The organism is Pseudoalteromonas sp. GutCa3 (assembly GCF_002836155.1).
Lineage (GTDB): Bacteria > Pseudomonadota > Gammaproteobacteria > Enterobacterales > Alteromonadaceae > Pseudoalteromonas > Pseudoalteromonas arctica.
Genome location: NZ_PJBK01000011.1, coordinates 1 through 23,151, shown reverse-complemented (window position 1 = coordinate 23,151; position 23,151 = coordinate 1). Strand labels below are relative to the sequence as shown.

The window sequence follows — 23,151 nt, the reverse complement described above, 5'->3', positions numbered from 1 at the left end:
AACACAAATGCAGGCTTGGGTATATATTTTGACTGACTACAAAACAAAAAACCCCGCAAAGGCGGGGTTTTTAACTACCTTACTGATTACTCAGTTACGATAGTTACGTATTTACGGTTTAAAGGACCTTTTTGTTCAAACTGAACTTTACCATCTGCTTTTGCGAAGATAGTGTGGTCTTTACCGATACCTACGTTAGTACCAGGGTGGAAACGAGTTCCACGCTGACGAACAATGATGCTACCCGCTAGAACTGATTCGCCACCAAAACGCTTAACACCTAGGCGTTTGCTTTCTGAATCGCGACCGTTACGAGTACTACCAGCTGCTTTTTTATGTGCCATTTCTAAGTACCTCTAATTAAGCGCTAATGCTAGTGATTTTAACTTCAGTGAACCATTGACGATGGCCCATTTGCTTACGAGAATGCTTACGGCGTCTAAATTTAACAACCTTAATCTTCTCACCGCGACCATGTGAAACAACCTCAGCTGTTATCTTGCCACCGTTTACGAACGGTACACCGATCTCGATTTTCTCACCATCAGCAACTAAAAGTACTGAATCAAATTCTACTGCCGCACCAGTTTCAACGTCTAATTTTTCAAGACGAATCGTTTGACCTTCAGTCACACGATGCTGTTTACCACCACTTTGGAAAACCGCGTACATAATTAACTCCGTCTGTGCACCCTCAAATCGGCGCAACTAAAATATTCTTCGATAGGGCGCGAAGTTTACGCTAACGCGAAATAACTAGCAAGCCTATTTTGTAATTAAAATGAATAAAAAGTAGCTGCTTTGAGAGCAATTCAATATTTACCCCATTTTATATTAATTAGCCCTTTTGCCAAGCGCTTTTTAACTCTTAGTCGAAATAAATTAATGTACTCAAATATGACCCTCACAGCTTAATATCTAAGCACACCATAAACTGTATATTGATTATCAATTAATCAGTTATCTTGGCTAATTCAGTCTAAATTAAGTACTTTAATAGTGTTTTTTCAATCAATCGTCACAAAATATCGAGCTAGTGCATTTTTTGTTGTACAATCTGCGCCGTTCACACATAAAAATTGGCTCGGAGATCAATGGATATAAAAGCTATCCAGGCGTTAATCGAAAGCGATATGAATGACGTCAATCAACTTATACATGCGCAAATGCGCTCAGATGTGGCGTTAGTTAATCAGCTTGGTTTATATATAGTTAGCAGTGGCGGCAAACGCGTTCGTCCAATGCTCGCGATTTTAGCAGCCAAAGCGCTCGGTTATCAGGGTAAAGATCACATAACACTTGCAACAATTGTTGAGTTTATTCATACAGCAACGCTATTGCATGATGATGTTGTAGATGAATCAAACTTACGACGTGGCACACCTACAGCAAATGCTGAATTTGGTAATGCTGCTAGCGTATTGGTTGGTGACTTTATTTACACTCGTTCATTTCAGCTTATGGTTGGCCTTGGAAAAATGCAGGTTATGCAAGTACTTGCCGATGCAACAAACATTATTGCTGAAGGTGAAGTATTGCAGTTAATGAACTGCAACGACCCAGATACAACCGAAGCCAGTTATATGCAGGTTATTTACTCTAAAACAGCTAAGTTGTTTGAAGCAGCGACAGGCCTTGCTGCCATTATTACTGAGCAAGACCAAACTACTCTCGATGCACTAAACCTATATGGTATGCATTTAGGTACTGCGTTTCAGCTAGTAGATGATGTACTCGATTACAATGCAGATGCTGAGCAGTTGGGTAAAAACATTGGTGATGATTTAGCTGAAGGCAAACCAACGCTTCCACTTATTTATGCCATGCAACATGGTAGCGAGCAGCAAACGCAGCTTATTCGTGATGCAATAGAGCACAGTAATGGTATGGAGCATTTAGAAGACATTTTATCTGCACTAAAGCAAACTAATGCGCTTGAATTTACAATGCAAAAAGCAGAGCTTGAAGCTGACAAAGCTATTGCGTGTTTAGACTTTTTAGCTGAGTCTGACTATAAGCAAGCACTCATAAGCCTTGCCCGTATTGCGGTTGACCGCGACCACTAGTTTTAACCAGTTACACAGTGTGAAATTAATTCTGAGCAATAAAAAAGCCTGCAAATGCAGGCTTTTTTGTTATTCTACTTTGGCTATTACGCCATGAAATCAACACCTTCTTTGATGTCTTTTTTCAGTGTTTCAAGCATGTCATTTTTTGCTTTTGTTTCAAATGCGCTTAGTTCGCCGTAAGAAAGAATTTCTTCTACGCCGTTTTTACCTAAACGTACTGGATGTGCAAAGTACTCTGCATCGCCATTTTCAACAGCAACGTAAGCGTAATCTACAACTTCTTCACCCTGTAGGCCTTTAACTAAAGACATACAAAAACGAGCTGCAGCAGCACCCATAGATAGCGTAGCTGAACCACCGCCTGCTTTAGCATTTACAACTTCAGTACCCGCATTTTGGATACGTGGAGTAAGTGCAGCAACTTCTTCATCAGTGAAAGAAACACCTTCAACTTGAGAAAGTAGAGGAAGAATAGTTGTGCCTGAGTGACCACCAATTACTGGTACTTTAACAGTTGCTACGTCTACGCCTTTAAGTTCAGCAACAAATGCTTCTGAACGAATAACGTCAAGCGTAGTAATACCGAATACGCGTTTAGCGTCGTAAGTACCTGCTTTTTTGAATACTTCAGCAACGATTGGAACTGTGCCATTTACTGGGTTAGTAATAATACCTACTAACGCTTTAGGACAGCTAGCAACAATGCCTTCTGCTAAAGTTTTGATGATACCAGCATTTACATTAAATAAATCAGCACGATCCATACCTGGTTTACGTGGCATACCCGCTGGGATAAGAACGATGTCAGAGCCTTCAAGCGCTTTGTTTAATTCGTCTGCGCCAAAGCCTGCTACTTTAACATCTGTTGGGATGTGAGAAAGGTCAACCGCAACACCTGGTACTACTGGTGCAACATCATAAAGTGATAATTCAGAGCCAGCTGGTAAGCCTGTTTTTAATAATAAAGACAACGCTTGGCCGATACCGCCTGCAGCACCTAATACAGCAACTTTCATTGGAATTCTCCGTAATTTGAGGTAGGAAACATTTGTGGCTCTTAAGATAATGAAATTAGCGACTAAAAACAAATTTATCCTGTCTATTTCAAGTATATTTTCGACCATAGTCGTAAACTTTTGTGATTTAACGCATCAAACTGGCAAGTTAACTAAACAACTGCTGCATAATTATTCATTTTTGTGTAGAATTTGCGGCATAAATAACAAAAACGAATAAAGACTATGCAACCACAAGATAAACAAGAAGCACTGGTAAAAGCATTTAAATCACTATTAAAAGAAGAAAATTTTGGCTCTCAAGGCGAAATAGTTGATGCATTAAAAGATCAAGGCTTTGACAATATAAGCCAAAGTAAAGTATCGCGCATGCTAAGTAAATTTGGTGCTGTACGCACACGTAACGCCAAACAAGAAATGGTTTACTGCTTACCTGCTGAAATGGGTGTACCTACGGCTAAAAGCCCATTACGCCAATTAGTAATCGACATTATGCACAACGAAATGATGATCATTATTCGTACCAGTCCAGGCGCCGCTCAGCTTATCGCTCGTTTATTAGATTCATTAGGTAAAGCAGATGGCGTACTAGGAACAATTGCAGGCGACGATACTATTTTTATCGCTCCTGCTAAAATATCTGAAATAGATGTAACACTTGAACGTGTTCGCATTTTATTTGATACGGTTTAATAGCAAACTAAATTTGTTTTAAAAACCCGACTGAAGGCGCAAAGAAAGCAGAACCCATATCGGCTTGAGTAAAATCAAGCCAGTGGTCGTAACGATCCCCTTCCCCTAAACGACTATTAAGTACTTTTTCAAATGCGGTGCCCGTACAAGCGCATGTAATTGATAACATTCCCTGCTCATACACATCGCCATAAGGCATGCTCTGATTTAATAGTAGCGGTTGTCCGTCTTCGTCTTTTAGCTCACTTCGCGAAGCATGGCTGGTTTCGATCGCAGGGGTAATTAGCGTGTTATCAAGGCGCGTACGCCCCATTATTTGTTCTTGCTCGCTCAATGATAAATGCTGCCACATAGTTAAGTCATGCTTATAACGCTGTACATGAATATAACTCCCCTGATCTTCAAAATTACCAGGGTTACTAATTAAAGCCGTAGCGCGCTTTTTTCTTCCATGTGCGGTGTCGCCACCATAAATAAAACCATTAAAATCACGACCATCTAAAAAGCGAAAATTACGAATTTGCTCCACCAGCTCAACATCGGGAGCAAATAGTTTTAAAATTTGCAGCGCAAATAAATGGTTAACGTCTTCACGGTCAGAGCGAATTTGCACAAATAAATCGCACGGTTGTACGCTCATTTGATGATCGCTATGGTTTATATTAGGAAAGCTCTGTAGCTCGCTTGGGATGTATTCAGGGAGGATATGCGGCCAATATTGCGCACCAATAGCAACCATGCAAGAGAGCATTGATTCTGAAAATTGATCGCTAAATTCTTCTTCAATAGCGCTTACTTGTTTTAACTTTGCGCGAAGTGATTCATCTTGACCATCAAACACATTAAAAAATAAGTGCAAACCGTGTAAGTTTGCTTCAGCACAAATCCCTGATTGCGCTTGCGCCATTGTTATTCCTTAGTTTTACAGATAAAAACACAGCGAATAACAAATTAATTACGATTCGAAAAAATTCACCGTGTGAGGTTTTATTTTTATTATAACCTGTTCATTATTTTCAAATGACTGGCCATATTGTGCAGCAACTTCAATTTCTTGTTCATCAATAACAAGTGAATAAACATACGCCGAACCAATAAAGCGACGACTTATGATTGTAGCTCGCTTGCTGAATTTGTCACTTTGGTTATCTGCCACTAATTCTATTTGATGAGGGCGTACATATATAAGCCCTACGCTTACGTTATGCTTACTCTCAATATAAGATTCGACTAAACCAAATGGTGTTTTGTATTCAGTTGCTGTTAATACTTCTGCGCTCAAGTATATGCCTTGACCCAGAAACTCTGCAACCTCCTTTGAACATGGAGCTGCAAAAAGCTGCTCAGGCGTGCCTTGTTGCTCAATTTTACCGCGATGCATAATGGCAAGTGTATCTGAAAAGGCAAACGCCTCTTCTTTTGAATGTGTAACAAACACAGCAGATACTTGGGTTGCCTTAATAATTCGACGTATATCGGCAATTAATTCAAAGCGTACTTGCGTATCTATATTTGAAAAAGGTTCATCAAGTAGCAATAAACTAGGTTTATAAGCTAATGCACGAGCAATAGCTACACGCTGCTGTTGGCCACCCGATAACTGATGCGGAAACCTGTCAGCACAGCCAATTAAATGTACCAGCTTAAGCATTTCATCAACGCGTTGCTGCTTTTGAGCTTTACTCATTTTACTAAGCCCAAATGCGATATTATTTGCCACCGTCAAATGCGGAAACAACGCATAATCTTGAAACATCATGCCGATGTTACGGTGCTCAGGCGAGACAAACGATTGCTCATCACTCACTAATTTACCGTCTATAAAAATAGACCCTTGCTTAGCTTCAATTAAACCTGCAATCGCTTTTAACGTGGTCGTTTTGCCGCACCCACTCGCTCCGAGTAGACAAACAATTTCATCTTTACCCACTGTTAAATCTAAATCGTGAATAACCTTTGTACCGTTATAGTGATAGCTCACGCCTTGTAAAATTAAACTACTCATTTAACTACGCTGCTCCATAGAACGATTAATAAAATACAAAGGAATAAACCCAACAATAACAATAAATAATGCCGATATAGAAGCAAGCTCTAACTGCTCGTCACTCACATACTGAAATACATGAGTAGCTAAGCTTTCAAAATTAAACGGTCTGAGCAATAGCGCAGCTGGCAGTTCTTTCATGCACTCAATAAATACCAATAACGCAGCAGTAAGCAATCCTCTTCGCAGTAAAGGTAGGTGCACTAAACGCAGTGTTTGTCCTTGGCTTTTACCCATTGATTGGCTTGCCATATCAAGTGATGGGCTAATACGTAAAAAACTCGACTCAATTGCTCCGTGTGCAATAGCGTAAAACCTAACAATATAAGCAATAATAATAGTAAGAATGCTACCTGTAAGCAGCAAGCCAATGTCTAAGTTATACGGCTCGAGCGCTGTGTTGATGGTGTTCTCTAACAATGTAAGAGGTAACAAAACCGCAATAGCGAGTACTGTGCCAGGCAACGCATAGCCTGTGCTTGCTAAACGCCCAGGAATAAGCGGATACGTTTGCTTTGCCACACGCTGATAAAAAACGACAAAAATACTCAACGTAATCGTTATTAGGCTCACAACCCCTGCCACTTTTAAACTTTGCCAAGCGTAACTAAAAAACTCTACATTCCATGCTTTATCAAAGTAGGTAATGGCGTAATTTATAAGTACTGCAATAGGAGTTACAAACGCGATAAGTAAAATAAAGCTACAAAATGCCGTTGCGAGCCAAGCTGACTTTCCTTTTAATACATAGAGAGATTCACTATTTACACTTGATTGGCGCTCAAATACCGCTTGGTTACGACGACTAAAGCGCTCTGCCATTAATGCTAAAAATAACAGTAATAACATCACACCCGATATTTTAGCTGCCGCTGTAAGTGAGTAATAACCAAACCACGTATCGTATACGGCAGTCGTTAATGTACTTACGGCAAAATAACTCACTGTTGCAAAGTCAGCCATGGTTTCCATACTTATAAGCGCAAGAGCCGCCACAATAGCCCCACGAGAGAGTACTAAGCTTACTTTAAAGAAACTTTGCCAAGGAGATAATCCCATTAACTGGCTAGCTTGTACTAATTTGAATGACTGCTCGCGAAGAGCCGTTTTAAAAATCAAAAATAAATACGGATAAAGCACCAAGGCAATCATAACGATGGCCCCGGGTAATGTACGTATATCAAAAAACCAATAGTCATTAGGCGATTGCCAGCCAAACCATTCTCTCAGCGCTATTTGCACCGGGCCCGCATAATCTAATAAATCAGTGTATACATAGGCAATAATATAGGTGGGCATAGCAAGGGGCAGCATAAGTGCCCATTCAAACTGTTTTTTACCCGGGAAACTACAGTAAGCCGTTAGCCATCCAAGTGGCAAAGCTATGGCGCAGCTAAGGACGCAAACACCTAAAACAAGCAATACGGTATTGGTTATGTAATCCCAAAGCACGGTATCCCACAGGTGAGAAAACACCTCAGAGCTACCTTGTAGAGATTCAAAAAGAAGAAAAAACAACGGGGCCGATAGAATTAAGCCAGTCGACCACGCAAAGAGCTGCCATTTAGACAGCTTAAATTTATTAGTCATTAAAGATCGAACTTCACCTCATCAATTAGCTTAAGCGCTAACGGACGATATTTACTAATCTCATCAAGTGGCAAGCTGTCTTCTTTAAAACTCCCCCAAGAGGCAACCAAACTTGATAGTTCAACACCCGACTTAACTGGATACTCCATATTTAATGAGGCATACATGTTTTGTGCTTTGCTGTCGGTCATATATTCTATGAGCTTTAATGCATTTTCAGGGTTTTTAGCATATTTGGTAATAACCGCACCCGAAACATTTATGTGTGAGCCACGATTAGTTTGATTCGGAAAGTTAATATTTACGGCCTCTGCCCAACCTTTTTGTTCTTTATCTTCTAGCATTTTACCAAGGTAGTAACTATTACCTAATGCCAAGTTACATAAACCTTCTTTAACGGCTTTAACTTGAGCACGATCGTTACCTTGAGGTTTGCGTGCTAAATTAGCCTTAACACCTTCAAGCCACTCTTTGGTTTGCGCTTCACCATGGTGTGCAATCATAGAAGCCACTAAACCTAAGTTATATGGATGTTTGCCTGATCGCGTACAAATTTGTCCTTTGTATTTAGGATCTGCTAAATCTTCATAAGTGAGCTTAGGTAACGCACCAATTCGCTCTTTTGATGAATACACATTACGCACTCGCTTAGTAAGCGCGACCCATTGGCCATCACCGTCACGAAAAGCTGCAGGCACGTTATTATTTACACTGTCACTTTTTATAGTTTGTGTTAATTTTAAATCTTCTAATTGAATAAGCGCACTAAAATTAGAGGTTAATACTAAATCGGCTTTACTATGTTTACCTTCACGTTTAACACGCTCAATTAACCCTTTTTTAGCAAAAACAACATTGGTTTTTATTCCCGTTTGTTTTGTAAAATCGTCTAAAATTGGCTGAATCAAAAACGGCTGACGAAAAGAATATATATTAACAACGTCACTTGCAAAGGCTGGTGCCGATGCTGCTAACCCTAAAACAAGTGTAAATACTGTCTTCATTATTTCACCTAAATAATTGTTATTATCATCGAATTCTACCGCGCTCATTCAAAAAGTGCACACTTTAAATAAATGTAAATATGTAAATAACGCCCAAAAAGGAAATGCAGTGTAAGAGATGTCTCACGGATGTGACAGCTAATGAGTAAAAATCAAGATAAAAAACACACAAAAACAACCTAACAACATGTATTAATTGAACTTTTACATTATTACTATTGCATAAATACTAATTGAACGTAGTTTTATCCCTATTTTAGTTGCTCTATTGCACTATAATTTACGCATCAACCAAGCAATGACGCTTATTGAGTAAAAGGAAATGGACTGCTTACTCAACCAACCAATGATTAGGTTACCAGGACAACACGGATTTTAGGACAGGCTCAGGATGAGTATCACAACGCAATGTTGTAAAAAGGACAGCGTCAGGAAGATGCGAAAAGGATAACAACACGGCTAAGTTGTTTAACAGGATGTTTAAGGAATAAATGGACAGGCCTTTAAGGCAACACAATGGATTGGTTAAAATAGGGATACACTAGGAAGTGTAATTAAGGATTTGGTAATAGTATTTACCCTACAGGATGTTTAGGAATTTAAGGATACAGGCCCGGATGGTCTACATTACATAGAACTAAAAAGTAATATAGTAATAAACATGGATTAGTAAAAATTGGAGTTGATTAAGTTCAATTGCAGGATGCAGAAAATTAGAAGATTCCGCAAGCGCGCCTAGAGATAGAGCGCGCTTTTCTTTGCCTAAAATTTGGGTTTAGTAAAGCTCTAAGCAACTACCACTAACTTTTGCAGGGTAATACTGCATCCCAGCTAATCAATATTAATACCTTCAAATACTTTATTAATATTTTAAATTTCGCTAAGTTTTTCATTAATTGCGCCGATAACTAAGTAACGCAAGGATCATAAATACTCAATGGATATGAATTTTAAAATGCCGCAAAGCAATACCTTTTTATGTAAAGTATCAGACGCAAGTACAGCAAAACCAATTGGTGTTTTTAGTGCCCAAACTCCCAACGAAAATCCGTATAAAGCTTTATTTAGCCCCAAAGGTTATAACTTTTTAAATATGCCAATGAGTGAGTTTAAAAACATACTTAACGTAATTATCCAGTTAGAAAGCGATATTTCTATTAGTAAATGGGGTGAGGGTTCTCGACCTGATGAATTTAGTTATCAGCTTAATAGAATAGCAAACGCTATTGCGACTACTCACTTTAAGGGAAAAACCGATATTAGCTGTTACTTTTTAAAGCGAGTCGAAGAGGCTAAGGATATGATTGGTGAGGACTGCACCTCGTTTATTCAGGCTCACAATAGCGTAAGCCAATTATATAATACGGTTTTACAATTAACATCTGAGGAAGGCTTCAGAGCAATTCAAAATAAAGCACTTGCTCACTTAAAAGAGCAGCAAGCTTTCGCTTAACTGCGTAAAACTACTCTTCTAGCGGTCGGCCTTTATTGCGCTTACCAAGCAAATACGCATCACGAAACTTAATAAAATGCTGTTCTAATTTAGAAGATGCATCCATTTCTCCCGCAAGCGCTAGCACCATAATAGCCACTTCAGCAGTGCCTAGTTGATGCGCATGAGGGGCAACACGTAATCGATAATCAGATAGTTTATCAGCAGTAACAGAAAGTACAGGCAAGTTATCTAAGTATGGGCTTTTGCGAATCATTTTTTTAGCTTCACGCCAGGTACCATCTAAAAATATAAATAGCGGTTTTTTACCCTCTTCAATACTTATTTCGGTAATGGCCCTGCCCTCTTCTACATCTTCAGCAGGGAATACTACCATTGGCTGATATTGTGAATCGCTTATCAAAGCTAAAAGAGCGGGGTTAGGGTCTGTTCTATCCCATCTAAAGGCATGGTTATCTGGCACTATTTCAGCAATTAAGCGCCCAGTATTAGAAGGTTTAAAACTTTCATTGTGATACATTAATAAGCACACAGCTGCTTTACAATCTGCATGCTCAACACCTTTACAAATACAGTAGTGCTTAGCTATTAAGCATTGCTCACAGCGATCTAATTTACCGCCTCGAGCATTAAACTCTCGACGGGATTCACTTATTTGTTGAGCGCGTAATGCTAAAACTGAGTTTTTCACTGTATTTACCTTCAATTAATTAGGCGCGCATTGTAGCTATATTTGGTGATAATAGATATGTAAGGGCTGTGAGATGGATATTCTAGCGCTCAGGTTAGGCATCAACAAAGTAATAAAAACCCGTATGCGGAGTTTACCTCGCGCAAGTTTTTAATTTAACAAGCGCCCCCGTAGTCGCGAGTTTACCTCGCGCAATTTTTTGAATTTAAAAAACGCGGCATAAAGCCGCACCTACGCATAATTAAAACACTGTAATTTAAAACCTGCTCTTTCACCCATAAAAAAACCCAAGCCAGGCTTGGGTTTTCAAACAAATGCTAAAAAGTTAAATTACTTCTTTTTAACTGCTTTTTTGTTTGGTAAGTCAGTGATCGAACCTTCAAAAATTTCAGCTGCAAGGCCGATTGATTCATTCAATGTAGGGTGAGCATGAATAGTAAGCGCTAAGTCTTCACCATCAGCACCCATTTCAATACCTAAACCGATTTCGCCAAGCATTTCGCCCGCGTTAATACCGATCATAGCACCACCGATTATACGGCCACTTTCTTTATCAAAAATAAGTTTAGTAGAACCTTCAGTACGAGATGATGCAATAGCACGGCCAGATGCTGCCCACGGGAATACCGCAGTTTCAATTTTTAGGCCTTGCTCTTTTGCTTCTTTCTCAGTAACACCTACCCAAGCGATTTCTGGGTCAGTATACGCAATCGAAGGAATACATTTAGGGTCGAAGAAATGCTTCTGACCAGAAATAACTTCTGCAGCAACATGACCTTCATGAACCGCTTTATGCGCAAGCATAGGCTGGCCAACTAAGTCACCAATTGCAAAAATATGGCTTACGTTAGTACGTAATTGCTTATCAACATTAATAAAGCCACGCTCATCAACGTTTACGCCCGCTTTTTCAGCATCAAGTAAGTTACCGTTTGGAGTACGGCCAACTGCAACAAGCACTTTGTCGTAACGTACAGGTTCTGCTGGTGCGTTTTTACCTTCAAACGTTACGTATAAGCCATCTTTTTTAGCTTCAACACCAACAACTTTAGTTGAAAGCATTACGTTGAATTTTTTGCTTACGTATTTTTGGTAAATTTTGATAATGTCTTTATCAGCTGCTGGAACTAATTGGTCAGCAAATTCTACAACATCAATTGCAGAACCTAGTGCACGGTAAACCGTACCCATTTCAAGACCGATAATACCACCACCAAGTACAAGTAGTTTTTCTGGTACATCTTTAAGCTCTAGCGCGCCAGTTGAATCAATTACACGGTCATCTTGTGGGATGAAAGGTAAGTTAACTGGTTTAGAACCTGCTGCAATAATCGCGTTATCAAACGTGATAGTTGTAGAGTCTTTCTCGCCTTCAACTACTAAAGTATTGCTGCCAGTGAATTTGCCGTAACCAGATACAACTTTCACTTTACGCATTTTAGCCATGCCCTCTAGTCCACCAGTTAACTGGCCAACTACAGAATCTTTCCAAGTACGAACTTGGTCAAGATCGATCTTTGGTGCGCCAAAAGTAACACCATGAGATGACATTTCAGCTGCATCATCAATCACTTTAGCTACGTGTAAAAGTGCTTTTGAAGGAATACAACCAACATTAAGACATACGCCGCCTAATGTTTCACGAGATTCTACCAATGTAACTTCTAAGCCCAAGTCAGCAGCGCGGAATGCCGCAGAGTAACCACCAGGACCACCGCCTAGTACAACAACTTGAGTTTTTAATTCGTTGCTCATGCTATTACCTTAATTGTTTGAACGGGACACTGCCCTAAAGTTTAACTGCCATGTTTCTGCAAGGCAGAAAGTGAGAGCAGATCACAAATTTGTGCAAAGATTGTATCATTGCAAATGGTAAAAATCCCAGCTAAAAACAACTGGCTGGGATTTGATTCTATTCATTGTCCAGCGATTACATCACCAATTGGCGAATATCGCTCATGTAACTTGCAAGAGTCACAGTAAAGCGTGCAGCTAAGGCTCCGTCAATAACCCTATGGTCGTATGACATAGACAGCGGAACCATTAGTTTTGGTTCAAACTCTTTGCCATTCCATTTAGGTTTCATTTCAGATTTAGACACACCTAAAATAGCCACTTCTGGTGCATTAACAATCGGCGTAAATGCCGTACCGCCAATACCGCCAAGGCTAGAAATAGTAAAACAACCACCTTGCATATCAGACGATGTAAGCTTACCGTCACGTGCTTTAACAGATACTTCCATTAATTCGCGTGATAGTTCAATAATGCCTTTTTTATCAACATCTTTAAACACTGGTACAACTAAACCGTTTGGCGTATCAACTGCAACACCAATGTTAATGTACTTTTTAAGGATTAAGCTTTCGCCGTCCTCAGAAAGCGATGAGTTGAATTTTGGAAATTCAGCAAGTGCTTTTGCAGCTGCTTTCATTACAAACACAAGCGGCGTAATTTTAACACCCAGCTTTTTCTTCTCGCTAAGCACATTTTGCTCTTTACGGAATACTTCTAGGCTTGTGATATCAGCTTCGTCAAACTGTGTAACATGTGGGATTTGCACCCAGTTACGGTGTAAGTTTTTGCCTGATAGCTTTTGAATACGAGACAGCTTTTGCTCTTCAATTTCGCCAAACTTAGCAAAATCAACTTTAGGCCATGGAATAAGACCAAGCTCGCTACCACCAGCGCTACTACCTGCTGACAATTGACCAGACTCAACTTGCTTAACTAAGTTTTTAACGTAGTTTTGCACGTCTTCTTTAACTATACGGGCTTTGCGACCAGTGCCTTTAACATTAGCCAGGTTAATACCAAACTCACGCGCTAAACGGCGAACAACAGGTGATGCATGAGCATACGCGTTGTTTTCTGTGAAGCTTTCATTACTTGCTTTTGCTGGTGCTGCTTGAGCCGGTGCCGGCTCAGTTTTAGCCGCAGCTGCAGGTGCTGATTTTTCAGCTGGTGCAGGTGCTGCTACTGGCGCGCTGCCTGCAACTTCAAATACAAAAATTAATGAGCCAGTCGATACTTTATCGCCAGCGGCTACTTTAATTTCTTTAACTGTACCTGCAAATGGAGCTGGTACTTCCATTGCAGCTTTGTCGCCTTCAACGTTTAAGATTGATTGATCTTCTTCAACCGTATCGCCAACTGCAACCATAATTTCAGTTACTTCAACTTCATCGCCACCAATATCAGGTACATTAACGTCTTTAGTACTTGGTGCTGCATTTGCTGTTGAGCTAGCTGCTGGCGCTTCTACAGGAGCCGACTCTTTAGCCGGTGCTGCAGATTCGCTTCCTGCTACTTCAAAGACAAACACTAATGAGCCTGTTTTAACTGTATCGCCAGCGGCGACTTTAATTTCTTTAACTATACCGGCAAATGGAGCTGGAACTTCCATTGCTGCCTTGTCGCCTTCAACGTTTAAGATAGATTGCTCTTCTGAAACGGTGTCACCAACAGCAACCATGATTTCAGTTACTTCAACTTCATCATCGCCAATATCTGGTACGGTTACTTCTTTAGTTGAAGAACCTGTAGAAGCAGCAGGTGCTGCCTCTTCAGATTTAGCTGGAGCAGCGGCTGATGCTTTTTCTTCACCAGTGCTTTCACTCTCGCCTTCAAACAAAAATACTAAAGAGCCTGTTGTAACGGTGTCGCCAACGTTTACTTTAATTTCTTTAACTGTACCCGCTTGCGAAGCAGGTATTTCCATTGATGCTTTGTCGCCTTCAACATTTAATAATGATTGGTCCACATCTACTTTGTCGCCAACGCTTACTAATATTTCGGTTACTTCTACTTCATCGTCACCAATATCTGGTACTTTAATTTCAATACTCATTGCAAACCTCTTATGCGTACAGTGGGTTAAGTTTGTTAGTGTCGATGTTGAACTTTTTAAGTGCTTCAACAACTACTGACTTCTCAACTTCACCGCGTTTAGCAAGTTCAGATAACGTAGCAACAACAACGTAGCCCGCGTTAACTTCAAAGTGACGACGTAGGTTTTCACGGCTATCAGAACGACCGTAACCATCTGTACCTAACACTTTGTAGTTGCTGCTTGGAATGAATGAACGCGCTTGTTCTGCGTAGTTTTTCATGTAATCCGTTGCTGCAACAGTCACAGAGTCGTTTAATACGCTTGTGATGAATGCTGTTTTTTGCTCGCCTTCAGGATTAAGCATGTTGAAACGTTCAACATCTTGACCTTCACGCGTTAATTCGTTGAAAGACGTTACAGAGAACACGTCAGACGCAATGCCATACTCTTCGCTTAGAATCGTAGCGGCTTTACGCACTTCAGTCATAATAGTACCTGAGCTTAATAGCTGTACGTTGGCTTTTTTACCTTCGTAACTTTCAAGCTTGTAAATACCTTTACGGATACCTTCTTCAGCGCCTTCTGGCATAGCTGGCTGATGGTAGTTTTCGTTCATAAGCGTTAGGTAGTAGTAAATATTTTCTTGGTCATCACCGTACATACGACGAATACCGTCTTGTACAATAACAGCTACTTCAAACGCGTAAGTTGGGTCATAAGAAATACAGTTAGGAACCGTATTAGCAAGAATATGACTGTGACCATCTTCGTGTTGCAAGCCTTCACCATTTAACGTTGTACGACCCGCAGTAGCACCTAATAAGAAACCACGTGCTTGTTGATCGCCCGCCATCCATGCCATGTCACCAACGCGTTGGAAACCAAACATAGAGTAGTAAATGTAGAATGGGATCATTGGTAAATCGTTAGTGCTGTATGAAGTTGCAGCAGCAACCCATGACGACATTGCACCTAACTCATTAATACCTTCTTGAAGCACTTGCCCAGATACAGTTTCTTTATAGTAAGAAACAATATCACGATCCTGTGGCGTATAGTTTTGGCCATGCGGATTGTAAATACCGATTTGACGGAATAAACCTTCCATACCAAATGTACGCGCTTCATCGGCAATAATTGGTACGATGTTTTTACCAATGCCTTTATCTTTTAATAAGATATTAAGTGCACGAACAAAACCCATAGTGGTTGAAATATCACGTTTTTGTTCTTCAAGTAGCGGCTTAAACGCGTCTACTTCTGGCAACGTAAGTTTTTCACTAAAACGTGGAATACGCTTAGGTGTATAACCTTTAAGTTCATCACGACGCGCATGTAGATATTTATACTCAGGTGAACCTTCTTCAAGCTCTAAATAAGGTAGTTCTGCAAGTTGCTCTTCAGATACTAAATCATCAAGACCAAGGCGTGAACGTAAATGCGCAACATGCGACATGTCCATTTTTTTCACTTGGTGCGCAATGTTTTTACCTTCAGCTGCTTCACCCATGCCGTAACCTTTTACAGTTTTAGCAAGAATTACAGTTGGACGGCCTTTAGTGTCTTCTGCTTTTTTAAATGCAGCAAATAATTTTGATGACTCATGACCACCACGCTTAAGCGCGAAAATTTCGTCATCTGTCATGTCAGCAACAAGTGCAGCTGTTTCTGGGTAACGACCAAAGAAGTTTTCGCGTACGTACGCGCCATCTTTAGCTTTATATGTTTGGTAATCGCCATCAACAGTTTCGTTCATTAACTGTAGTAATTTACCCGTTGTGTCTTTAGCTAGAAGAATATCCCAACCGCTGCCCCACACTAGTTTAATTACGTTCCAGCCAGCGCCTTTAAACAAGCCTTCTAGCTCTTGAATAATTTTACCGTTACCCATAACTGGGCCATCTAAACGCTGTAAGTTACAGTTAACTAAGTAACAAAGGTTATCTAGTTTTTCACGTGCAGCAAAAGAGATTGCACCGCGTGATTCTGGCTCATCCATTTCACCGTCACCTAAAAACGCGTATACACGTTGGTTTTTAGTATCTTTTAAGCCACGACCATCTAAGTATTTTAAGAAGCGTGCTTGGTAAATAGACGAAATAGGACCTAAGCCCATTGATACCGTAGGGAACTGCCAAAATTCAGGCATTAACTTAGGGTGAGGGTACGATGGTAAGCCTTCGCCATCAACTTCTTGGCGGAAGTTATCTAGTTGTGCAGCCGATAAACGACCTTCAACAAATGCACGTGCATAAATACCTGGAGAAATATGACCTTGGTAATAAACTAAGTCACCACCGTCTACATCATTTGGCGCTTTAAAAAAGTGGTTAAAACACACTTCATAAAATGCAGCAGATGATTGGTAAGACGCCATATGGCCGCCTAAGTCGAGATCTTTTTTAGATGCACGTAGAACGATCATAATCGCGTTCCAACGTATAATTGAACGAATACGACGCTCAAGATTTACATCACCCGGGTAAGCAGGTTCTTGATCTACAGGAATAGTATTAACGTAGTTCGTGGTAATACCCGTTGGCATATCAACGCCGTCTAAACGGGCTTGCTCTAATACTTGCTCAAGTAAAAACTGAGCTCGTTCAACACCTTCTTCGCGCACAACTGATTCAAGAGCTTGTAACCACTCTTGTGTTTCTAGCGCGTCTACGTCAATTTTATTGACTTCAGACATATGGAGGTTTCCTTATGTTTAAAATACGAATATTGTTAATTTAATATCACAGCTACTTAATTTGTGTGTTCAAAGTAGTTATGTACTAACTTAATTTTGTTTAGTGCGTCTTAAACTACGTTCAATTCGCGAATGTTCTTTGCCTGCTTCAAGTAGTGCTTCTTCTATAAATGCTAAGTGCGCATTACTTGCTAAACGGGCTTGTTCTGGATTACCGTCAATAACGGCATCCATTAATAAACGCCTGTGTTGGGCTAATTGACTGCTAATATCTGACTTTTTTAATAAAACAGTTAAATTTTGCAATACATTTTGCTCAAGCAGCGCTTTCATGCCTCTTACTAAATGCAGTAACACCACATTATGCGAGGCTTCTGCCACGCTAAAGTGAAATGCATTAATTGCTTTTGCTTTTTGCTGTAAATCATCATTAACAAGGGCAATTTTATCAAAGCTTTCTTTCACTTTGCTAAAATCGTTGCTGGTCCCGCGCAGTGCCGCGTAGTAAGCAGCAATCCCTTCTAATGCATGACGAAATTCAAGTAAATCAAACTGCGACTCAGGGTGTTTACTAATCAAATCAAAAAGTGGATCAGTAAGCCCTTCTTCGAGCTGATTTTTTACAAACGTGCCGCCACCCTGGCGACGCGTAACTAAACCTTTCGCTTCTAATTTTTGAATTGCCTCACGCAGTGACGGGCGAGACACTTCAAATTGCTTTGCTAGTTCACGCTCTGGTGGCAACTTTTCACCTGGTGCTAACGAGCCTTCAAGAATCATGTTCTCGAGTTGCTGTAAAATAACATCAGATAACTTTGCTGCTTTGATCTTTAAAGACATGAATCAACGTCCGCGTTGTATAAATACCAAGAGCCCATAAAGCGGGGCTTTGAGTAGTATGATTTACCCAAAAGGTAAATTGGTCATACCAAAAATTTTCAATACGGTATCAAAAACCTTATTAGCTGTCAATTTACAGGTAGCTTGAGCAATTAAAGTAGCGTAACGCATTTTGAACGAAGATTAAACAATGCGCAATTTACAAAAATTGTTATAACGTTAATAGGATGGAAACAATTGGTCTGACCAGAAGGAATTAGAATATTAGCTCTATTTTATTGTGTTTAAAAATTGCAGGAAGAGATTAAAGCACCTTACATTGCATAAGGTACTTTATTAAAAAGGTATTAACTTAAGACAGTCCACCAAATAATGTAAGTAGTGCTATAAGTACTAAGTAAAATAATACATTGCGCTTAACAAGCTTAATCATACAAGTGGCCTCGTAGGTACAGCCGTAATAACGCTTTTCAACTTGCTCTGCAGCCAGTGCAGTACATGTTACTACTTCTCGGTTTGGAGATTTAAAGTTAAGTACGTAACGTAGCCAACAGCTTGTGCCTTTATTAAAGTTACCTATTACTAAATAACCAAAGCTTGTAATGCGTGCAGGTAACCAGTCGAGCCAGAACAGTAGTTTATGTATAAGTTTAAAACGCTTAGCAAATATTACTTTATGATCTTCTCGTACTAAATCAGCTAAAGTACGTACCAGTGCATATAAAACCGCGCCTGGCGCGCCTAAAACAACGAACCAAAAAATAACCGCACAGTAAAATCTAAAGTTTACCCACGCCAATGTTTGCCCAAAGGTCTCACCACCATCGATGCCTTCTGTACGCTTTTGACCTATTTGCAACGCATATAAAGATGCAGCAGTACCGTCATCTCGCGTTAACGCATTTAAGTACGACTTATATAAAGCACGCTGCTTAGCACAACCAAAGCAAACCAAAAGCACCGCGATATTAATGCCCAACTGCCACAATACAAAATCTGACAAACAATAAATTAGCGCCATCGCAATCACCGGAAGCAAAAGCCAAATTAAAAAGCCCGGTGCTGAGCTAAATAAGCCCTTATCACCAAGTAATTTATTAGAGCGATTTAAATAACCATTTGCGTAATAACTTATCTGCCAGTAATTAGACCGAGCGCCTAAGCGCTCTAGTATTAATGCAATTATTATAGAAACTAAAATCATGGGAATAACTCTCTTAACTTAGTTGTTCAAGCATATTAAAAAACAATGGCCAATTAAAGCTACTGCCAGGATCTGTTTTACGCCCAGGGGCAATATCGCAATGCCCAACAATACGCGAAGGGGTAATTTTTGGATAGCGTTGCATTATAGATTTACTAATAATAGTTAATGTTTTGTACTGTGCTAAAGAATATGGAGCGGTGTCGGTACCTTCAAGCTCAATGCCAATGCTAAAGTTATTACAAGCAGGTACCCCCTCAAACTCAGATTGCCCTGCATGCCAAGCGCGCTTTTCAAAAGGCACGTATTGTATAACCTCACCGGTGCGCTTTATAAAGCAATGGGCCGATACACGTAAATTATTTAAGTCACTAAAACTCGGATGAGCATTGCAATCAATGCTACCCATAAATAACTCATCAACGAAAGATGTACCAAACTGCCCTGCTGGCAATGATATATTGTGAATCACCAATAAAGAAATATCAGCCTCATCAGGGCGCTCATCAAAATGCGAACAAGGCCGCTGCGCTACCGTACTTAAAACACCGCTTAAATCTATTTTCATGATACGTTTATTATATAAATATCAAGATATACATAGCACTGATGCTAATGGATTTATTATAAAAATGATAGTAACAAGCGAGGTATAAAACCTCACCTACAGATAATTCAAACCCACACGTAGGTGCGAATTTACTTCAAGCGCTTATCTTTATATTGGCGAAAAGGCAATCGCTTCTCTTTCTTTTATAAACATAGTAAAATTTGCTTAATTTATTAACGCTTATGAGCTTTTATTATGTCTATCCCGCACTCTTTAGTTAGCCAACTTGTCACTCTTGCACTCGACGAAGATCTAAATTATCAAACCGCGCAAGAAGGCGATATTACCGCGCAGCTTATCCCTCAGAGCGAGCAAGCCAACGCCAAAGTAATTACCCGCGAAGACTGCATTTTTTGTGGAAAAGACATCATCCTTGAAGTATTCAAACAAGTAGACCCAAGCGTTAAGGTTAATGTACTAATAAACGACGGCGACGCAGTTAAAGCAAACAGCACATTATTTACCGCTATTGGCTCGGCTCGTTCAATATTAACTGCCGAACGAACTGCCCTTAACTTTGTGCAAACCTTATCGGGTACAGCAACTACTACAGCGCATTACGTAAAAGAGTTAAGTGGTACAACTACGCAACTACTCGATACACGCAAAACCATACCTGGTCTGCGCGCTCTTCAAAAATACGCAGTAAAATGTGGCGGGGGTGCAAACCATCGAATTGGATTATTTGATGCTTTTTTAATTAAAGAAAATCACATAGCGGCTTGTGGCACAATAAACAAAGCAGTAGCTCAAGCTAAACAAAACCACCCAAACAAACCTGTCGAGGTCGAAGTAGAATCACTCCCTGAACTTAAGCAAGCAATTGAAGCTGGCGCCGACATAATAATGCTCGACAACTTTAGCGTAGAGCAAATTAAACAAGCCGTAATTTTGACCAACAAGCGCGCAAAATTAGAGGTTTCAGGCAATATGACCCTCGAAACGCTCAAAACTTATTCACAAGCCGGTGTCGATTTTATATCAAGCGGAGCGTTAACAAAAAACTTACAATCAATCGATTTATCGATGCGTTTTGAACAATTTTAAAGCAACAACTGCCAATTAATACCGCTAATCGATTGACAAGTTAAGTAAAAAAGCATTAAATAACCCGAAAGGCTTACTTTGTAACGTTTTGTTAAATAAAATCGCTTTTTTATAAGAAGATACGTGCTAAATACTAAAATAAAATGGTAGACTAATTCTGTTGTACTATTTTATTTTAAAAGGTAGTCATAAATAACTAGTACCTTTAGTTTTTAAAGACATAATTAAAAACTAAAGCAACTAAACTACTTACTTTATGCCTATACTATTTGTTGCTACAACATGTAGTGCACTTAGTAAACTTTTATAGTTAGTACTAAACATAATGAATTCACATACGGCTTTTGTGTTTCATACTCTAAAGCTAAAGTGTAATAAAATTAATTTTAAGTAAAACTGTAAAGTAAATCAGTTAAATTAAGTGAGGCATTTTGTCGCTTAAGTGATTTAAGTTACAAAAATCTATCCTTTAGGAGAGGAAACATGAAAACAATGACTCAAAAACAACAGGGTTTCACCCTAATTGAATTAATGATTGTAGTAGCAATCATCGGTATTCTTGCTGCAATTGCATTGCCTGCGTATCAAAATTACACATCTAAATCACAAGTTACGGCTTGTTTAGCTGAAATATCACCAGGTAAAACTGCTTTCGAAATAAAGATGAATGAAGGGACTGCTTCTGCAACTATGACTGCAGCCCAAATGGGAATAAACAATAAAGCTTGTTCTGCAACGGTAATTGCTTCAACACCTGCTGATGGCGCAGGCACAATCAAAGGTACCGTAGCTGGTGGTCCAGCTGTTAGCGGTAAAATAGTTACTTTAACTCGCTCAACAGCTGGTGCATGGACTTGTTCAACAGATGCTGATGATGAACATAAACCAACTAGCTGTAACTAGTATAATGAATAAGAGCGCACTTGCGCTCTTATTATTTGGTATCAAGTTTGAATAACATCTATAGAACAACATTTATTTTTTCCCCTCTTTTTATTATTAGTATTCTATTTTACATACCAAACATTGGTGGTTCAGGCTACTCTCTGCCGTTTAATGCTTTTACGTTGTTTAGCCTTGGTATTGTAACATTTACCTTAATACACATTGCCTGCCTAAAAAATAAATTCACAATTGATAAATTCTTTATAGCTTCATGTTTTTTTTTACTTGCAATTACAATCCCTTTTCTTTGGAGCGATAATGCTCAATCCTTCAAAGCCCTACCGCGCTTTTTTACTATAATCCTAGGTTTGGTTTATTATTTTTCTTTATGCCAATATAATCCTTCAAAAGAGCAAATAACCCTTTTACTTTTTGTTATCTGTATTTCAACGTTCATATCATCTTGCTTTTCTCTGTATCAAAATTATCTAATGACCAAGCATAGCTATTTTGCAATAAAAATTGAGTATGGCAGGCCTACTGGTATATTTCAGCAAGTAAACGTATTAGCAAGCTATACGTCAACAGGGTTGGCAATAGCACTATATTTATTAAAGGTAGTTAAGAAAAGTAATTTCACGGTACTATTGACGGCTATTGCTTTTGTAAATATTTGGGTTCTTTTTCTTACTCAATCAAGAACCGGTTTGTTGGCAGGCGCAATCATTGCTTTTTATTATTTGTTTACTTATTTAAAAGAGAAAAGCTACAAATCTATTGTTTTGTTCACAACTCTTATTCTATTAGCTCATTTTTTAGCAAAAAACCTTCCAAATAGTTCAGGAAATGAATACGTAGTAAAAAAAGATGTGATTAGCACACCACAAATTAGATTATATATATATAGTGATAGCTTAGGACTTTTTTTACAGAAACCGCTTACTGGCCATGGGTACGGCAGTTTCCATAATGAAATTTTGAAATACTCAGCAAAAAAATCAGCTGTTCGAGAAAACATTAATTATGGAAAGAGAATCCCACACCCTCATAATGAACTGCTACTTTGGATAGTGGAAGGTGGGGTTTTAATAGCTGTGAGCTTTTTAGTACTATTTAGCTATTTTTTCTACCTTATCTATAATGGTATCAATAATTATAAAGCTTGCTTATTATTGATACTACTACCTATTTTTTTGCATACACAAACAGAACACCCTTTTTACCAATCAACATTACATTTCATCGTTTTTATTACTATAATCTACTCTATCATTCGATTATGTAACATTAAAAACTTAGAAATTAAGCCCAATATTAGCTTAATTAAAATAACTAGTTTAATATTTACAACTTTACTTCTTGTTTTTTCAATTACTGCATTACAGTCAACCATTAAACTTCGTAGGTATATTTATAATGAACCCAATAATCATATTTTACTCTCAGAGGCTTTAAACCCACTTATAGAATATAAG

At 39.1% G+C, this 23,151-nt stretch carries 20 protein-coding genes; 6 read left to right on the top strand and 14 right to left on the bottom strand.

What is annotated here, in order from left to right; all coding sequences use genetic code 11:
- Positions 1-86 precede the first annotated feature (86 nt).
- Positions 87-344 (bottom strand): 50S ribosomal protein L27, encoded by a 258-nt coding sequence (gene rpmA, locus CXF64_RS00150; protein WP_002957747.1) that lies wholly within the window; start codon positions 342-344, stop codon positions 87-89.
- 16 nt (positions 345-360) lie between these two features.
- A complete protein-coding gene (rplU, locus tag CXF64_RS00145; protein ID WP_002957748.1) occupies positions 361-672 on the bottom strand; it encodes a 50S ribosomal protein L21 in 312 nt (103 codons plus the stop codon).
- 422 nt (positions 673-1,094) lie between these two features.
- Here rplU and ispB point away from each other — a divergent pair, with 422 nt between their 5' ends.
- Positions 1,095-2,066 carry an octaprenyl diphosphate synthase gene (gene ispB / locus CXF64_RS00140; protein ID WP_007586099.1) on the top strand — a complete coding sequence of 324 codons (972 nt, stop codon included), beginning with the start codon at positions 1,095-1,097 and terminating at the stop codon, positions 2,064-2,066.
- An 86-nt stretch (positions 2,067-2,152) separates the two neighbouring features.
- Here the strand turns inward: ispB and mdh are convergent, their stop codons facing one another.
- Entirely contained in the window at positions 2,153-3,085 is a 933-nt protein-coding gene (mdh, locus tag CXF64_RS00135) for a malate dehydrogenase (RefSeq protein ID WP_007586102.1), read from the bottom strand.
- 225 nt (positions 3,086-3,310) lie between these two features.
- Between mdh and argR the strand changes: the two genes are divergently transcribed.
- The gene (gene argR / locus CXF64_RS00125; RefSeq protein ID WP_002957753.1) at positions 3,311-3,778 is read left to right on the top strand and encodes a transcriptional regulator ArgR; all 468 of its coding nucleotides are present in this window, start codon (positions 3,311-3,313) and stop codon (positions 3,776-3,778) included.
- Positions 3,779-3,785: 7 nt separating this feature from the next.
- On the opposite strand, the gene CXF64_RS00120 is transcribed toward argR, so the two are convergent.
- The 4 genes from CXF64_RS00120 to CXF64_RS00105 are packed head-to-tail and all read right to left on the bottom strand — an operon-like array spanning position 3,786 to position 8,419.
- Positions 3,786-4,685 carry a Dyp-type peroxidase gene (locus CXF64_RS00120; protein ID WP_101215995.1) on the bottom strand — a complete coding sequence of 300 codons (900 nt, stop codon included), beginning with the start codon at positions 4,683-4,685 and terminating at the stop codon, positions 3,786-3,788.
- A 48-nt stretch (positions 4,686-4,733) separates the two neighbouring features.
- Positions 4,734-5,783: an ABC transporter ATP-binding protein gene (locus CXF64_RS00115; protein ID WP_101215994.1), complete on the bottom strand. Its 1,050-nt coding sequence runs from the start codon at positions 5,781-5,783 to the stop codon at positions 4,734-4,736.
- Positions 5,784-7,415, bottom strand: coding sequence for an ABC transporter permease (locus tag CXF64_RS00110; RefSeq protein ID WP_101215993.1), 1,632 nt, complete (start codon positions 7,413-7,415; stop codon positions 5,784-5,786).
- Positions 7,415-8,419, bottom strand: a complete 1,005-nt coding sequence (locus tag CXF64_RS00105) for a Fe(3+) ABC transporter substrate-binding protein (protein ID WP_101216020.1) — start codon at positions 8,417-8,419, stop codon at positions 7,415-7,417. Before CXF64_RS00105 ends, CXF64_RS00110 begins: the two co-directional genes overlap by 1 nt.
- Before the next feature lie 937 nt (positions 8,420-9,356).
- On the opposite strand from CXF64_RS00105, the gene CXF64_RS00100 reads away from it, so the two are divergent.
- Complete coding sequence (locus tag CXF64_RS00100) at positions 9,357-9,872, top strand: hypothetical protein (protein ID WP_007586114.1); 516 nt, start codon at positions 9,357-9,359, stop codon at positions 9,870-9,872.
- Between the two features lie 10 nt (positions 9,873-9,882).
- Here CXF64_RS00100 and CXF64_RS00095 read toward each other — a convergent pair whose 3' ends face one another.
- The 7 genes from CXF64_RS00095 to ampD form a co-directional block, all read right to left on the bottom strand.
- Positions 9,883-10,563 carry a tRNA-uridine aminocarboxypropyltransferase gene (locus CXF64_RS00095; protein ID WP_024590630.1) on the bottom strand — a complete coding sequence of 227 codons (681 nt, stop codon included), beginning with the start codon at positions 10,561-10,563 and terminating at the stop codon, positions 9,883-9,885.
- A gap of 330 nt (positions 10,564-10,893) precedes the next feature.
- On the bottom strand, positions 10,894-12,318 hold the full coding sequence (gene lpdA / locus CXF64_RS00090) for a dihydrolipoyl dehydrogenase (protein WP_007586124.1): 1,425 nt from the start codon (positions 12,316-12,318) through the stop codon (positions 10,894-10,896).
- 175 nt (positions 12,319-12,493) lie between these two features.
- Positions 12,494-14,413, bottom strand: a complete 1,920-nt coding sequence (gene aceF / locus CXF64_RS00085) for a pyruvate dehydrogenase complex dihydrolipoyllysine-residue acetyltransferase (protein ID WP_101215992.1) — start codon at positions 14,411-14,413, stop codon at positions 12,494-12,496.
- A gap of 10 nt (positions 14,414-14,423) precedes the next feature.
- Positions 14,424-17,090 (bottom strand): pyruvate dehydrogenase (acetyl-transferring), homodimeric type, encoded by a 2,667-nt coding sequence (gene aceE, locus CXF64_RS00080; protein WP_010553346.1) that lies wholly within the window; start codon positions 17,088-17,090, stop codon positions 14,424-14,426.
- Positions 17,091-17,180: 90 nt separating this feature from the next.
- Entirely contained in the window at positions 17,181-17,930 is a 750-nt protein-coding gene (gene pdhR, locus CXF64_RS00075; RefSeq protein WP_007586129.1) for a pyruvate dehydrogenase complex transcriptional repressor PdhR, read from the bottom strand.
- A 352-nt stretch (positions 17,931-18,282) separates the two neighbouring features.
- Positions 18,283-19,134: a beta-lactamase regulator AmpE gene (gene ampE, locus CXF64_RS00070; protein ID WP_101215991.1), complete on the bottom strand. Its 852-nt coding sequence runs from the start codon at positions 19,132-19,134 to the stop codon at positions 18,283-18,285.
- A gap of 13 nt (positions 19,135-19,147) precedes the next feature.
- On the bottom strand, positions 19,148-19,702 hold the full coding sequence (ampD, locus tag CXF64_RS00065; RefSeq protein WP_101215990.1) for a 1,6-anhydro-N-acetylmuramyl-L-alanine amidase AmpD: 555 nt from the start codon (positions 19,700-19,702) through the stop codon (positions 19,148-19,150).
- Positions 19,703-19,939: 237 nt separating this feature from the next.
- Here ampD and nadC point away from each other — a divergent pair, with 237 nt between their 5' ends.
- The 3 genes from nadC to CXF64_RS00050 all read left to right on the top strand — a co-directional run.
- A complete protein-coding gene (gene nadC, locus CXF64_RS00060) occupies positions 19,940-20,791 on the top strand; it encodes a carboxylating nicotinate-nucleotide diphosphorylase (RefSeq protein ID WP_101215989.1) in 852 nt (283 codons plus the stop codon).
- Positions 20,792-21,274: 483 nt separating this feature from the next.
- The gene (locus CXF64_RS00055) at positions 21,275-21,694 is read left to right on the top strand and encodes a pilin (protein ID WP_101215988.1); all 420 of its coding nucleotides are present in this window, start codon (positions 21,275-21,277) and stop codon (positions 21,692-21,694) included.
- Positions 21,695-21,741: 47 nt separating this feature from the next.
- Positions 21,742-23,151 (top strand): O-antigen ligase family protein (locus tag CXF64_RS00050; RefSeq protein WP_157823654.1); only part of this gene is annotated, 1,410 nt, incomplete at its 3' end.